Origin of the sequence: Streptomyces angustmyceticus (assembly GCF_019933235.1) — a bacterium.
In the GTDB taxonomy this organism is placed as follows: Bacteria; Actinomycetota; Actinomycetes; order Streptomycetales; family Streptomycetaceae; genus Streptomyces; species Streptomyces angustmyceticus.
This window is the reverse complement of record NZ_CP082945.1, coordinates 1696296-1710776: the sequence shown is the minus strand read 5'-3', so window position 1 is coordinate 1710776 and position 14481 is coordinate 1696296. Positions and strand designations below refer to the sequence as shown.

Below are 14481 nucleotides of genomic sequence, written 5' to 3'. Positions count from 1 at the left end.
TCATGCCCTGCCATCCGACTGGCCGGGCTCCCGGCGCATCGCCACCCGCCGCCACCGGTCCAGCCCCAGCGTCGCCTCATGGGCGCGGATCGCCCGTAGGCCCGGGGTGAGTTCGGGATCGGCGAGGACTCGGAATCCGAGGCGGGCGTAGTACGGCGCGTTCCACGGGACCTCGGCGAAGGTGGTCAGGGTGAGCGGGAGCGGGGCCGGGCCGCCTTCCCGTTCGGCCCGGTCGATGAGTGCCCGGCCGATGCGGCGGTGGGCATGGTGTGGGTGGACCGACACCTGCTCGATGTGGGTGCATCCGTCGACGGGCTCCCAGAGGAGATAGCCGAGGGGCCGTCCGGGCGGCGTGTCCGTGGTGGTCGCCCGGCCCGGTTCCTCGTACGCGGCCAGGACCCGTCCCGCCCGTTGATATGCCGTCAACTGAGCGAGTGCCGACGGTTCGTCGTCGGCGATCGCCGCCATCCCGAGTCCGCGGAACGCCTCGCCGGCGGCGCGTTCGAGGGTGCGCAGGGCGGGCAGCTCGGTCGGGGAGGGGGCATGGATGAGCACGGTGTCAGTGTCGCCGGTCCGGGGGCCGGGGGCGAGCGGATTTCGATGGTCGTCGGCCGTCACGCGGCGGCGGCCTCACGGGTCCGCCGCCCCGTACCTGATCAGTTCGTCGGCCGGGTCGTTGACCGGCTGTGGGGTGCCGGTGAGGTCCATGACGAAGAGGGGGAGGTGTAGTTCGTCGGCGCGGGAGCGGGCGTCGCGGGCGTAGCCGGCGAGGGAGAAGAAGACCGCTATGGCCGAGTCGTTGAGGCCGTTGAGCCAGAGGCATTCGATCTCGCGCAGTGGGGTGGCGCGGGTGGTCGGGTCGACCTGGGCGACCACGCCCGTGCCGCGGAGGTCCACGCCGGAGGCGGTGCGCTCCCTGGTCCGTGCGATGTCGGCGTAGCCCAGCCACTTCAGGTACTGCTCGGCGGCGGTGACGCAGTCGCGGGCGGTGCGGATGGTGACCGGGCGGAACGCCGGGCGCCGGGACGCGTGGGGAGTTCCGGCGGTGGGGGAGGGGGAGGCCGCCGGGGTGGGGTTCGGGGCGGTGGGGCGGCCGGATGAGGGGAAATTCGGGGGTGGTTGGGGTGGTGCGGGGGCGACGGGGATCCGTACGACCGTGCCGCAGGCGCAGCCGGACTCCGGTGCGGGCCACTCGTCCTGCCGGCCGCAGACCTCGCAGCGCACCTCCACCCAGGATGCCTGCCAGGTGCGGTGGAGTATCTCGACGGGCACCCCGCCGCGCAGCACGGGCAGGGTCAGCGGGGCACCGCACGCGCACGGGAACGTGGGCGGGGTGAAGGCGTTCTCACGGCGGCACGTGGGGCACCGCACCGGCACGCTGTCGGCCATCGTCGGCTCCTGGCAGGTCGGGCGGCAGACAGGTCGGATCTGCTGCTGTCCCCATGGTCTCTCCAAAACCGGGCGGAGGGGGGTGATTTACGAGGAGAGCCCAGGTGGGGAAGGGCAGTGGGGGAGCTGCGGCGCATGGGGGAGCGCATCGCGGAGCGCGGGGGCCGTCCGTGCGGGCGGGCGCGCGCGCCACGCACCCGGGGCCCGGAATCCGTGACCGTACGGATTCCGGGCCCGCTGTGGTTCCCGTCCGACAGCGCGAGCATCGGGCGCGACAGGACATCGCGCCGCCGGACGGAGTCTGGGGGTGGGGTGGTGGAGATGAGGTGGGGCTTTGCGGACACGCCCAAGGGGGAGCAGGCGGGCTCCGCGGCGGGGGAGAGGCCCGCCCTGTCTGCCGGGCGGGCGCGGCCACCGCACTGGTTCTCCCGGTGTACCGCGGAGCTCGCGCTGCCGCTCCGTACCGGCCGGCCACCCCTCAAACAGGCCGGCCGGTACGGATGCGCGAGGATGCCGACCTCCCGTCAGTCCTCGCGCAGCTCTCGGACCCTGGCTTCGACGCGGGCGCCGTACTCCGGGTCGGCCGCGTGGAAGTGGGCCAGGTTCTTCTCGATCACGTCGTCCCGGCTGACCTGGGAGAGGCCGCCGGCGATGTTGTTCACCAGGCGGGTCCGCTCGTCCTGCGACATCAGGCGGTAGAGCTCACCGGCCTGGAAGAAGTCGTCGTCCTTGGTGTGCGGCGGGGCCTCGTGGGTGCCGGTGTGGCCGGAGACGGCGAACGGGGCGGAGAGGGCCTCGTCGGTCTGCACCGGGCCGCCGTAGGAGTTCGGCTCGTAGTTCTTGGCGTGCCGGTCGTAGCGGTGGGTGGCCATCAGGCCGTCCCGGCCGTAGTTGTGGGCCTCGGTCGCCTTGGGGGCGTTCACCGGCAGCTGGGTGTGGTTGACGCCCAGGCGGTAGCGGTGCGCGTCGGCGTAGGCGAACAGCCGGCCCTGGAGCATCTTGTCCGGGGACGGGCCGATGCCGGGCACGAAGTTGTTCGGGGAGAACGCCGACTGCTCGACCTCGGCGAAGACGTTGTCGGGGTTGCGGTCCAGGACCAGGCGGCCGACGCGCTGCAGCGGGTAGTCCGCGTGCGGCCACACCTTCGTCAGGTCGAACGGGTTGAAGCGGTAGTTCGCCGCCTCGGCCGCCGGCATGATCTGCACGTACAGCGTCCAGGAGGGGTAGACGCCCCGCTCGATGGACTGGAGCAGGTCGGTCTGGTGGCTGTTGGGGTCCGTGCCGGACAGCTCGGCGCCCTGCGCGGCGTCCAGGCAGCGGATGCCCTGGTTGGTCTTGAAGTGGTACTTGACGAAGAAGGCCTCACCCTCGGCGTTCGTCCACTGGTAGGTGTGCGAGCCGTAGCCGTTCATGTGGCGGTAGGAGGCGGGGATGCCGCGGTCGCCCATGAGCCAGGTGACCTGGTGGGTCGCCTCGGGGGAGTGTGCCCAGAAGTCCCAGACGTTGTCCGGCTCCTGCTTGCCCGTGAAGGGGTCGCGCTTCTGGGAGTGGATGAAGTCGGGGAACTTGATGGGGTCCTTGATGAAGAACACCGGGGTGTTGTTGCCGACGAGGTCGTAGTTGCCCTCTTCGGTGTAGAACTTCAGCGCGAAGCCGCGCGGGTCACGGGCCGCGTCCGGGCCGCCGAGGCTGTCGGCGACGGTCGAGAAGCGGATGAACGTCTCGGTGCGCTTGCCGACGGCGCTGAGGAAGTCGGCGCGGGTGAAGCCCGTGACGTCGTCGGTCACCTCGAAGTAGCCGTACGCGCCGGAGCCGCGGGCGTGCACGACGCGCTCCGGGATGCGCTCGCGGTTGAAGCGGGCGAGCTTCTCCAGCAGGTGCTGGTCCTGGAGGATGATCGGGCCGCCGACGCCGGCGGTGGCGGAGTTCTGGTTGTCGGCGACGGGGGCGCCAGCCTCCGTAGTGAGAAAGCGCGCCGTCAGCGTGGGCTTCGACATGGTGACCTTCCGTACGAGAGCGCGGAAGTTGGCTTCCGCGTGTCGGAGCGTAAGAAGCGCTACGACCAGACGTCAACAGTTTGTTGAAACAAAGCGGGGAGGTATCCGGAGGGATTCCGGGCGGCGGCCGCGCCTGGGCGCGACAGGACAAGTGTCGGCGCGGCCGCCGCCCGGAAGTCTGGGGGCCTGGTCCGGGGGACCGGGCTAGGTCGTGTCCGCGGGGGCGTTCTCCGGATCATGGCTGTGCTGGTGCACCGGGCTGTCGGCGGCGTCGCCGGGCGGGCGTCCCGCGGGCCCGGTCCGGACGTCCACGAGGACCGGCCGCCGGGTGGAGACGGCCTCCTTGCGGGCCCACTCGACCGCCGAGCGGAGTTCCGCCGGTTCGACGACGTCGCGGCCCGCGCAGCCGTACGCCTCCACGAGCTTCACATGGTCCGTGAGGTACTCGTCGGGCGCGCAGGGGTCCCGGCGCCGGCCGTGGCCGTCGTGGCCGGGCCGGTGCAGCAGCGGCACGAAGGGCACCTCGTGGCGCACCGCCGACGCCAACTCCTCGGCGAGGAACGGGAATTCCTCGCCGTCGACGGCCGCGATGACCTCCGCGTCCCGCTCACCCCGCAGGTCCAGCGCCCTGTGGACGCCGATCGCGGCCGGTACCTCCCAGCCGGGCGGGCCGCGGTGGTGCCACCGGCCGCAGCCCTGGCCAGCAGGCGCGCCGCCCCCCCCGGGACGGCCGCTCGTACGGCGGGAATCCGCTGCGCCGCCATGGCCTCAGTTTCCGGCGGTGTGCCCGGAGAGGCGTTCGACGCCGCGCAGGAGGGCGGAGTGGTCGAGGCCGCCGTCGCCCTGGGCGCGCAGGGAGGTGACGAGACTGGCCACGAGGCTGCCGACGGGAAGGGCGGCACCGACGGTGCGGGCGGCGTCGGTGACGATGCCCATGTCCTTGTGGTGGAGGTCGATGCGGAAGCCGGGCCGGAAGTCGCGCTGGGCGAAGTTGCCCTTCTTGCGGGACAGGACGGTGGAGCCGGCCAGGCCGCCGTTCAGGACGTCGAGGGCGGCGCCGAGGTCGACGCCGGACTTCTCCAGGAAGACCACGGCTTCGGCGCAGGCCTGGATGTTGACGGCGACGATGAGCTGGTTGGCGGCCTTGACGGTCTGGCCGGCGCCGTGCGGGCCGCAGCGCACGATGGTCTTGCCGAGCGCCTCGAAGAGCGGGCGGGCCGCGTCGAAGTCGGCCTGGTCGCCGCCGACCATGATGGACAGGACGGCCTCGACGGCGCCGGCCTCGCCGCCGGAGACCGGGGCGTCCAGGACGCGGACGCTCTTGTCGGCGGCGGCCCGCGCGAGGTCGATGGAGGTCTGGGGCGTGATCGAGGACATGTCGATCAGCAGGGTGCCGGGGCGGGCGTGGGCGAGGATGCCGTCGGGGCCGTAGGCGATGGCCTCGACCTGCGGCGAGGCCGGGACCATGGTGATGACGACATCGGCGTCGGCGACGGCCTCGGCGATGGAGCCGGCCGCCGTTCCGCCGGCCGCCGCGAGGCGTTCGAGCTTGTCGGTCTCCAGGGTGTAGCCGGTGACGGGGTAGCCGGCCTTGATCAGGTTCTCGGCCATGGGGGAGCCCATGATGCCGAGACCGATCCATGCGACCTTGGGCAGATTGCTCATCGGGGTGCCTTTCTTTCCGGGCGGTGCTGCGTCGGCGGCGGGGGCGGGCCGCCGGGGTGTGCGTGCGGGGGTGCGCGGGCCGCGCCGCGGTGCGCCGGGGCGGCCCGCGCCGCGCCGGGTCAGGTACGGGCGGCGCGCAGGGGCGCGGGGAGCCAGGCGAAGGCTCCGGCGCTCGGTCCGTCGCCGGGCTTGTACTCCAGGCCGGTCCAGCCGTCGTAACCGGCCTTCGTCAGCCGGGCCAGCAGGGCGGCGAGGTCCAGCGAACCGGTGCCGGGGGCGCCGCGGCCGGGGTTGTCGGCGATCTGCACATGCGCCGTCTTGGGCGTGTACCGGTCGATGACCTCGTCGAGGTCCTCGCCGTTCATGGACAGGTGGTAGAGGTCCATCAGGAAGCGGGCGTTGTCCAGGCCGGTGGCCGCGTTCACCGCGTCCACCACCTCGATCGCCTTCGGCGCGCTGACGATCGGGCAGTTCGGCGACTCGGGCGCGTTGAGCGCCTCGATCAGCAGCGTCCCGCCGACCTCCGCGACCGCGCGGGCGGCGAAGGCCAGGTTCTCCAGCGCCAGCGCGTCCTGTTCGGCGGCCGGCACCCCCTCGACGCGGTTGCCGTAGAGGGCGTTGAAGGACGTACAGCCCAGCGAGCGGCCGAACTCCACCGCCACCGGCACGTTCGCGCGGAACTTCTCCGACTCCTCGCCCGGCACCGACAGCGCGCCGCGGTCGGGTCCGGGCAGTTGGCCGGCGTAGAAGTTCAGCCCCACCAGCTGGGTCCCGGCGTCGTTCAGCGCCGTGCGCAGCGCCGCCAGCTCCGCTTGCTCGGGCACGGGGGCGTCCACCCACGGCCACCACAGCTCCACCGCCGTGAACCCCGCCGCCCGCGCGGCCGCCGGCCGCTCCAGCAACGGAAGCTCGGTGAACAGGATCGACAGATTGACGTTGAAGCGCGTGTCCGTGAAACCCATCAGGCCCGGCGCTCCTTCCGGATAGTGGAACTGTTTTTCTGCGTACTGGAACACTGCCTGTCGGGTTCGGAGGCTGTCAAGGGGGGTCCGAGGCAATTTCTGGTGGCCGGGCCGAACCGCGCGTAGGTTGAGCGGCGTGCGATTGAGAGTGGAGTTCACGACGGAGCCGTTCGACCTGGACGAGGCGCCGGCGCATGCGGTGGTGGCGCGGGACGTCGTCACCGGCGCCGCCCTGGACGCCGTCGACGTCGGGCCGTTCGGCAACACGGCCGAAGGTGACGCCGACCAGGTGCTGGGCGCCGTGACCGCCCTGCTGCGCGAATCGCTGCAGGCGGGCGCCACCCGGGTCTCCCTGCAGGTCAATGTGATCCGGGAAGCCGGGCAGGGCGAGGGGGAGGCGACGTGACCGGGCCCGCCGACCACCCGTTCGTCGAGGCGGTCAAACCGCTGATCGACGCGATGGGCGGACAGATGGTCGCGCCCGACCAGGCCCGGGGCGACGACGTCGTGCTCACCTGGGAGGGGCAGGACCGGGTGGCCGTACGCCTCCCGCACCTGTCGGACTCGCTCGACCACATCCTCGCCGAGCTCCAGCGCCGGCACGGCATGCCGCTCGCCGAGCTGGACCGCAGGACCAAGCAGTCGGTGGTGCGGATCCTGGAGTCCCGCGGCGCCTTCTCGGTCCGGCACGGCGTCGAGACGGTCGCGGGCGCCCTCGGTGTCAGCAGGTTCACCGTGTACAACTACCTGAACCGCGAGAACGCGGCGAAGGACGGGAACGCGCAGGTGGAGGGCCCGTAGGCAGCCGGGTGCGGCGCCGGGCGGCTCCCCGGTGAAACGGGCCGGAACGTCACCCGGGCGGCGGCTTTGTGCCGCCGAGTTTTCAACAAAGTGTTGACGTGATGTTGCCGGGGGTCTTAGCTGTTTCCAGCCAAAGAGAGCTGTCCAGCACCAGGCCACGGAGGCTTCCCGTGTCTTCGAGTTCACCGCGCTCGACGGGGGACACCCCCGAGCGCCCGCCGGGGCTCACCCGGTTCAACACCGCCGACGACGGTACGGCCCTGGCCGCACTGCACGAGGTGTGTGCCAGCCGGGCATGGGGCGGCAAGCTCCTCGCGCAGCGCCCCTACGCCACCGCCGACGCCCTGTTCGCCGCCAGCGACGCCGCCATGGCCGAGCTGAGCGACGAGGACCTGGCCGAGGCGATGGCCGGGCACCCGCCGATCGGCCGGCCGAAGCCGGGCGACGCCACCTCGCACCGCGAACAGAGCGGGATGGCCGGCGCCTCCGACGCGCTCAAGGCCGAGATGCTCGAACTCAACCTGGCCTACCAGGAGAAGTTCGGGCATGTCTTCCTGATCTGCGCCTCCGGCCGTACCGGCGAGCAGATGCGCGACGCGATCCGTCACCGGATCGACAACACGCCGCAACAGGAACGAGAGATCGTTCGCGGGGAGCTCGGCAAGATCAACCGCATCCGCCTGACCCGTATCGCGGAGCACGCAGAAGGAGACGCAGCATGAGCGGCGAGACGGCTGCACCGACGTCGGTGTCCACGCACATCCTGGACACCAGCGTGGGCCGCCCCGCACAGGGCGTCGCCCTCACGCTCGCGGTGCGCTCCGGCCGCGACGGTGCCTGGAGCGCCCACGGCGCGTCCACCACCGACGCGGACGGGCGCTGCAAGGATCTGCCGGCCCTGCCGGAAGGCACCACCCATGTGCGCCTCGACTTCGCCGTCGAGGACTACTTCGTCCATCACAAGGCAACCCAGCAAGCCGAGGAACAGCAGGACGCCCCCCGCGTAAGGGACAGCGGAGCTTTCTTCCCGGAGGTGGCGATCACCTTTGCCGTCACGCCGGGCGAGCACTATCACGTACCGCTGCTGCTCAACCCGTTCGGCTACTCCGTATACCGAGGGAGCTAGCACCGACATGACTGCCCATTCCCGCCCGGCCCGCGCTGCCCATTCCCGCCCGGCCCGCCCGGTGATTCTCGGCCAGAACCAGTACGGCAAAGCGGAGAACCGCGTCGTCAAGATCACCCGCGACGGCGACACGCACCACATCAAGGACCTGAACGTCTCGGTCTCCCTCTCCGGCGACCTGGAAGAGGTCCACCTCTCCGGCTCCAACGCCCACTGCCTGCCCACCGACACCACCAAGAACACCGTGTACGCCTTCGCCAAGGAGCACGGGATCGAGTCGGCCGAGCAGTTCGGCATCCACCTGGCCCGGCACTTCGTCACCAGCCAGGAGCCGATCCACCGGGCCCGCATCCGGATCGAGGAGTACTCCTGGGAGCGGATCGCCACCTCCGACGCCAACTCCCGCTTCATCGGGGCCGACGAGGTCCAGCACTCCTTCGTCCGCAAGGGCCAGGAGACCCGCCTGACCGAGATCACCTACGACGGTGAGCGGTGGCAGGTCATCTCCGGCCTGAAGGACCTGGTGGTGATGAACTCCACCAACTCGGAGTTCTGGGGCTACATCAAGGACCAGTACACGACGCTGAAGGAGGCCTACGACCGCATCCTGGCCACCGAGGTGTCCAGCCGCTGGCGGTTCAACTGGACCGACGACGAGCAGCGGATGCCGAACTGGGAGCGCTCGTACGAACAGGTCAAGAAGCACATCCTGCAGGCATTCGCGGAGACCTACAGCCTCTCGCTCCAGCAGACCCTGTACCAGATGGGGTCACGCGTGATCAACAACCGTTCCGAGATCGACGAGATCCGCTTCTCGCTCCCGAACAAGCATCACTTCCTCGTGGATCTGGAGCCGTTCGGTCTCAAGAACGACAACGAGGTCTATTACGCGGCCGACCGCCCGTACGGCCTGATCGAAGCCACTGTTCTGCGCGACGGTGTCGAGCCCGGGATCCCGGTGGATCTGACGAACCTCTGAGCGGCTCCGACGCAACGCCGTGCCTCGTGTCCCCCTCCCCGTTCCACAGCGGGGAGGGGCACGCGAAACCCGAGGGGAACGACCCATGGCACAGCACACGCACGCCCCGCACCACCCCGCGCCACCGGTCCACCCGGTGGACGAGAAGCCGGCCGCCGGACGGCTCGTCCCGGCCGCGCTCCAGCACATCGCCGCCATGTACGCCGGTGTCGTCACCCCTCCGCTCATCATCGGCCAGGCCGTCGGCCTGGACACCGCGGGCCGGACCCGGCTGATCGCCGCCGGCCTGATCGTCGCCGGGCTCGCCACCCTCCTGCAGACGCTCGGCCTCCGCCGGTTCGCCGGCAACCGCCTGCCGTTCGTCAACGCGGCCAGCTCCGCCGGCATCACACCGATGCTCGCCATCGCCGAGACCACCGCCAAGGGCCACCAACTCCCCGCGATCTACGGGGCGGTGATGGTCGCCGGGGTCTTCTGCCTCGCCGTCGGACCGTTCTTCGGCAGACTGCTGCGCTTCTTCCCGCCGCTGGTCACCGGCGTCGTCATCACCCTCATCGGGGTCACCCTGATGCCCGTGCCGGTCGGCTGGGCACAGGGCGGCGACGCCCACGCCGCGGACTTCGGCGCCATGCGGCACCTGGCGCTCGCCGCCTTCACCCTCGTGGTGATCCTGCTCGTCCAGCGCTTCGCCCGCGGGTTCCTCCAGCAGATCGCGCTGCTGGTCGGCCTGGTCGCCGGCACGCTCGCCGCGATCCCCTTCGGCATGGCGGACTTCGGGGCCCTGCGCACGGCCCCGGTCGCCGCGCTGCCCACCCCGTTCGCCTTCGGCGCCCCCGAGTTCCAGCCCGCCGCGATCCTCTCGCTGTGCATCGTGATGCTGGTGCTGATGACGGAGTCGTCGGCCGGCATGCTGGCGCTCGGCGAGATCTGCGACCGCCCGGCCACCGGCGCCACCCTCACCCGGGGACTGCGCACCGACGGCCTCGCCACCCTGCTCGGCCCCGTCTTCGGCGGCTTCCCGACCAGCGCCTTCGCCCAGAACGTCGGCGTGGTCTCGCTGACCCGGGTGCGCAGCCGGTACGTCGTCGCGCTGGCCGGCGCCACGCTGCTGGTCCTCGGCGCCTTCCCGGTCCTCGGCGCGGTGGTCTCGCTGGTGCCGATGCCGGTCCTCGGCGGCGCGGGCATCGTACTGTTCGGATCGATCGCGGTCAGCGGCATCCGTACACTCGCCGAGGCCGGTCTCGACGAGAGCTCCCACATCATCCTGGTGGCCGTCTCGCTCGGCGCCGGCCTCGTCCCGCTCGCCGCACCGGCCTTCTACGACGACTTCCCCGCCTGGGCGCAGACCGTGCTCGGCTCGGGGATCAGCGCCGGCGCCCTGGTCGCGGTGCTGCTCAACCTGTTCTTCCATCACCTCGGCACCCGGAGCACCCCACGGGCAGCGGTACTGTCAGCCGCCTCGCCCGGCTCCGGCACTCAAATCCCGTAGGGCCATGCCGTGCCCACCGCCGGAATCGAAAGTAGGAGCACCATGGCTGCCTCGGCATCCCCTGACGGCGCGATCGAGCGCCTCGTCATCGAGAACTGCGCCATCGCGACGGTCGACGCCCAGGACACGGAGTACGCCACCGGCCATGTCGTCGTCGCCGGGAACGTCATCGAGTCGGTGGGCGCCGGCAAGGCGCCCGAGAACCTGGCGGGCGTCGCCCGCCGGATCGACGGCACCGGGCACCTGGTCACCCCCGGCCTGATCAACACCCACCACCACTTCTACCAGTGGATCACCCGGGGCCTCGCCACCGACCACAACCTGTTCAACTGGCTGGTCGCGCTCTACCCGACGTGGGCCCGGATCGACGCCCCGATGCTCGCCGCGGCCACCCAGGGCTCGCTCGGCATGATGGTCAAGGGCGGCGTCACCACCGCCTCCGACCACCACTACGTCTTCCCGCGGGGCTCCGGCGACCTCGTCGCCGCCGAACTCGCGGCCGCCGCCGAGATCGGCGCCCGGATCACCCTCGCCCGCGGCTCCATGGACCGCAGCGAGAAGGACGGCGGGCTCCCCCCGGACTTCGCCGTCGAGACCACCGAGGGCGCCCTGCTGGCGACCGAGGAGGCCATCGACGCCCACCACGACGCCTCCTTCGGCTCGATGGTGCACATCGCCGCCGCGCCCTGCTCGCCGTTCTCCGTCTCCACCGAACTCATGCGGCAGGGCGCCGAGCTGGCCCGCCGCAAGGGCGTACGGATGCACACCCACGGATCGGAGACCGTGGAGGAGGAGAAGTTCTGCCACGAGCTGTTCGGCATGGGCCCGACCGACTACTTCGAGTCCACCGGCTGGCTCGGCGACGACGTGTGGATGGCGCACTGCGTCCACATGAACGACTCCGACATCGCCGCCTTCGCCCGCACCGGCACCGGCGTCGCGCACTGCCCGTCCTCCAACGCCCGCCTCGCGGCCGGGATCGCCCGCGTCCCCGACATGCTCGCAGCCGGCGTCCCGGTCGGCCTCGGCGTGGACGGCACCGCCTCCAACGAGTCCGGCGAACTCCACACCGAGCTGCGCAACGCCCTGCTGATCAACCGTCTCGGCGCCCACCGGGAGGCCGCGCTGAACGCCCGCAAGGCGCTGCGGCTGGGCACCTACGGCGGCGCGCAGGTCCTCGGCCGGAGTGCCGAGATCGGTTCGCTGGAGGCCGGCAAGCTCGCCGACCTGGTGCTGTGGAAGCTGGACGGCCTCGGCCACTCCTCCATCGCCGACCCGGTCACCGCCCTGGTCTTCGGCCCGGCGGCGCCGGTCACCCTCTCCCTCGTCGGCGGCCGGCCGGTCGTCGAGGACAACCACCTCAGCACCGTCGACGAGGACGCCGTGGCCCGCACCGCGCGGGCCGAGGCGCAGCGTCTGGCCCGGATCGCCGCCGAGGGCTGACCCCTCGGCGCGGCCGCGGCCGACGCCACCGTGAACTCGGCTGGGAGGGACGGCTCCCGGCCGGGCTTGTGGATCCGAGCGGGGTCCACAAGCGCCGGACCCGGGGGTGCGGGAACTTCTCGCCACCCCCGGGCCGGTCGGCTCCCACCCCCGGGCCGGCCGGCCCCGCCGCCGTCCCCCGCGCGCCACGAGCCCCCCTGCCGCACCCTCGCTCACCAGGCAACTTCCTGCACCACGCACCACATGGCAAGCCCTCCGTGACAGCCTCGCTCGCCGGCCCCCGGCGACGCAGAAAACGAAGGAGGCCCGCAGTGGCCGCAAGCACCGGGCAGAAGCCGGAGGGGGACCGGAAGCATCCGGTCGACCAGACCCTCCCGCCCTTCAAGATGTTCACCAGCGGCCTCCAGCACGTGGCCGCGATGTACGCGGGAGTGGTGGCCCCGCCGATGATCGTGGGGCCGGCCTGCGGGCTGAGCGCCACCGAGACCGCGTTCCTGATGGGCGCCAGCCTCTTCACCGCCGGCATCGCCACGCTGCTGCAGACGCTGGGCTTCTGGAAGGTCGGCGCCAGGCTGCCCTTCGTCAACGGCGTCTCGTTCGCCGGCGTCACACCGATGGTCGCCATCGGCAAGGCGCACGGCCCCGCCGACGCCCTGCCGGTCATCTTCGGCGCGGTGATCGTCGCCGGTGTGCTGGGATTCCTCCTCGCCCCCTACTTCTCCAAGCTCGTCCGGTTCTTCCCGCCGGTGGTCACCGGCACCGTCATCACCCTGATCGGCGTCTCGCTGCTGCCGGTGGCCTTCAACTGGTCCCAGGGTGGCAACGACCGGGCCCCGGACTACGGTTCGCTGACCAACATCGGCATGGCCGCGCTGACCTTCCTGATCGTGCTGGTGCTGCGCCGGGTGCTGCGCGGCTTCCTCCAGCAGATCGCGATCCTGCTCGGACTGATCGCCGGCACCCTGATCGCGATACCCGTCGGCATCACCCACTTCTCCGCGCTCTCCCAGGCGTCCCTGATCGGCTTCCCGACGCCCTTCCACTTCGGCGCCCCGCAGTTCGACCTCGCCGCCATCGTCAGCATGTGCATCGTGATGCTGGTCTGTATGACCGAGTCGACGGCCGACATGCTCGCCCTCGGCAGGATCGTCGACCGCCCGGCCGACGAGCGCACCATCGAGGGCGGACTGCGCGCCGACACCCTCGGCAGCGCCCTCAGCCCGCTGTTCAACGGCTTCGCCAACAGCGCCTTCGCGCAGAACATCGGCCTGGTCGCGATGACCAAGGTGCGCAGCCGCTTCGTCGTGGCCACCAGCGGCCTGATCCTGGTCGTGCTGGGCCTGTGCCCGGTGGCCGCCTCGGTCATCTCGCTGGTCCCGCTGCCGGTCCTCGGCGGCGCCGGCATCGTGCTCTTCGGCTCGGTGGCCGCCAGCGGCATCCAGACCCTGGCCTCCGCCGCGATGGAGAAGGGCGACAACGCCCTGATCGTCGCGGCGGCCGTCGGCATCGGCCTGATCCCGATCGCCGCGCCGGACTTCTACCACAACCTCCCCAAGGACCTGCTGGTCGTCCTGGACTCCGGGATCAGCACCGGCGCCCTGGTCGCCCTCGTCCTCAACCTCGCCTTCAACCACCTCGGCAGGAAGACGGCGGACGGCGAGGCCGCCGGGGAAACGGAGGCCGACGCGGCCGACGCGGTCCCGGTCGATCCGGGGATCGCCCAGCCGCCCGCCCCCGGCGGCGCGGACGGTGCCGACGAGGCCGCGGCGGTCACCGCCCACTGACACCAAAACGCCCAACGGCCCCGTAGGAGGCGGCATCCGCGGCTCTCCTGGGGGCCGTTGGGCGTTCCGGGAGCGGTGCGGACGGCGGTCCGGTGGCCCGGTGGTCCGCCGGTCCGCCGGGCGCTCAGCCCAGCAGCCCGCCCAGGAACTCGCGGAGGCCCGGCCCCGGATCGAAGTCCTGCTCGGGAAAGGCGAGTTGGCGGAAGGCGACGCCGTCCATGTAGTCGCAGAGGATCGCGCAGTGCCGCCGCGGCGCCGGCGAGCCGATGCGCCGCAGCCACTCCGCTCCCCAGCCGACCACGGCCTCGCGGCCGCGGGCGAGTGCGGGACGGAGCTCGGGGCGGGCGCAGGACTCCAGGTAGAGCGCGAAGCGGGCGGCGGTCCTGGCCCGCTCCGGACCGGTCGCGTACCGGAGGAACTGGGCGACGGCATCGGCGAGTTCACCGGCGTCGGCTGGGTCGGCCGCCGTGGCGAAGGTCTCCCAGTCGCGGTGCTCCAGGGCCTGGAGGTGGTCGACGATGCCGTCGATCAGGGCCGTCCGGTTGCGGAAGCAGTTGGAGGTGGTGCCCGACGGGACCCCTGCCGCGGCATCCACGGCCTGGTAGGTCAGCCCCCGCGCCCCCGCGCTGCCCAGGACCTGGATGCCCGCGTCCAGCACCTGCTCCCGCCGTCGTGCCACCCTGAGCGCCCTTCGTGCCGAGTTGCTTCCCACTACGTTTGTAGTGTCAGCCACTATAGGCGAGCTGCGCGGCGCCCTCCGATCGCCGAGGCGGCCTTCCGGGCCGAGCGAGTCCCGGGGCCCGCCGGTCCGCCGGTTCCCGTGACGGCGAAGGGCCGGTACGGCCA

Annotated in this window: 15 protein-coding genes; 8 read left to right on the top strand and 7 right to left on the bottom strand. The window is 71.8% G+C overall.

All coding sequences use genetic code 11. The annotated features are described in order from the left end of the window. From K7396_RS08020 to K7396_RS07995, 6 genes are all read right to left on the bottom strand, one after another. A complete protein-coding gene (locus K7396_RS08020) occupies window positions 1-555 on the bottom strand; it encodes a GNAT family N-acetyltransferase (protein WP_208629171.1) in 555 nt (184 codons plus the stop codon). A gap of 75 nt (window positions 556-630) precedes the next feature. Continuing rightward, the gene (locus K7396_RS08015) at window positions 631-1389 is read right to left on the bottom strand and encodes a hypothetical protein (RefSeq protein ID WP_152104308.1); all 759 of its coding nucleotides are present in this window, start codon (window positions 1387-1389) and stop codon (window positions 631-633) included. A gap of 524 nt (window positions 1390-1913) precedes the next feature. After that, a complete protein-coding gene (locus K7396_RS08010) occupies window positions 1914-3371 on the bottom strand; it encodes a catalase (RefSeq protein WP_152104373.1) in 1458 nt (485 codons plus the stop codon). A 219-nt stretch (window positions 3372-3590) separates the two neighbouring features. Next, on the bottom strand, window positions 3591-4004 hold the full coding sequence (locus K7396_RS08005; protein WP_233476774.1) for a thiamine pyrophosphate-dependent enzyme: 414 nt from the start codon (window positions 4002-4004) through the stop codon (window positions 3591-3593). A gap of 150 nt (window positions 4005-4154) precedes the next feature. Next, the gene (locus K7396_RS08000; RefSeq protein WP_086721461.1) at window positions 4155-5051 is read right to left on the bottom strand and encodes a 2-hydroxy-3-oxopropionate reductase; all 897 of its coding nucleotides are present in this window, start codon (window positions 5049-5051) and stop codon (window positions 4155-4157) included. 119 nt (window positions 5052-5170) lie between these two features. Next, window positions 5171-6013 (bottom strand): TIM barrel protein, encoded by an 843-nt coding sequence (locus K7396_RS07995; RefSeq protein ID WP_086721460.1) that lies wholly within the window; start codon window positions 6011-6013, stop codon window positions 5171-5173. A 136-nt stretch (window positions 6014-6149) separates the two neighbouring features. On the opposite strand from K7396_RS07995, the gene K7396_RS07990 reads away from it, so the two are divergent. The 8 genes from K7396_RS07990 (at window position 6150) to K7396_RS07955 (ending at window position 13635) form a co-directional block, all read left to right on the top strand. Further along, on the top strand, window positions 6150-6419 hold the full coding sequence (locus K7396_RS07990) for a hypothetical protein (RefSeq protein WP_086721459.1): 270 nt from the start codon (window positions 6150-6152) through the stop codon (window positions 6417-6419). Further along, window positions 6416-6814 carry a helix-turn-helix domain-containing protein gene (locus tag K7396_RS07985; protein ID WP_086721458.1) on the top strand — a complete coding sequence of 133 codons (399 nt, stop codon included), beginning with the start codon at window positions 6416-6418 and terminating at the stop codon, window positions 6812-6814. Before K7396_RS07990 ends, K7396_RS07985 begins: the two co-directional genes overlap by 4 nt. 170 nt (window positions 6815-6984) lie before the next feature. Beyond that, complete coding sequence (gene uraD / locus K7396_RS07980) at window positions 6985-7536, top strand: 2-oxo-4-hydroxy-4-carboxy-5-ureidoimidazoline decarboxylase (protein ID WP_086721457.1); 552 nt, start codon at window positions 6985-6987, stop codon at window positions 7534-7536. Continuing rightward, window positions 7533-7940, top strand: coding sequence for a hydroxyisourate hydrolase (gene uraH / locus K7396_RS07975; protein WP_086721456.1), 408 nt, complete (start codon window positions 7533-7535; stop codon window positions 7938-7940). The genes uraD and uraH overlap by 4 nt, the downstream gene beginning before the upstream one ends. Window positions 7941-7947: 7 nt before the next feature. Then, complete coding sequence (pucL, locus tag K7396_RS07970) at window positions 7948-8919, top strand: factor-independent urate hydroxylase (RefSeq protein ID WP_152104309.1); 972 nt, start codon at window positions 7948-7950, stop codon at window positions 8917-8919. Between the two features lie 85 nt (window positions 8920-9004). Next, a complete protein-coding gene (locus K7396_RS07965) occupies window positions 9005-10408 on the top strand; it encodes a nucleobase:cation symporter-2 family protein (protein WP_086721251.1) in 1404 nt (467 codons plus the stop codon). Window positions 10409-10450: 42 nt separating this feature from the next. Continuing rightward, window positions 10451-11851, top strand: a complete 1401-nt coding sequence (locus tag K7396_RS07960; protein ID WP_152104310.1) for an 8-oxoguanine deaminase — start codon at window positions 10451-10453, stop codon at window positions 11849-11851. A 311-nt stretch (window positions 11852-12162) separates the two neighbouring features. Then, on the top strand, window positions 12163-13635 hold the full coding sequence (locus K7396_RS07955) for a nucleobase:cation symporter-2 family protein (RefSeq protein WP_223659766.1): 1473 nt from the start codon (window positions 12163-12165) through the stop codon (window positions 13633-13635). 124 nt (window positions 13636-13759) lie between these two features. On the opposite strand, the gene K7396_RS07950 is transcribed toward K7396_RS07955, so the two are convergent. Beyond that, window positions 13760-14314: a TetR/AcrR family transcriptional regulator gene (locus tag K7396_RS07950; RefSeq protein WP_086721940.1), complete on the bottom strand. Its 555-nt coding sequence runs from the start codon at window positions 14312-14314 to the stop codon at window positions 13760-13762. Between the last annotated feature and the right edge of the window lie 167 nt (window positions 14315-14481).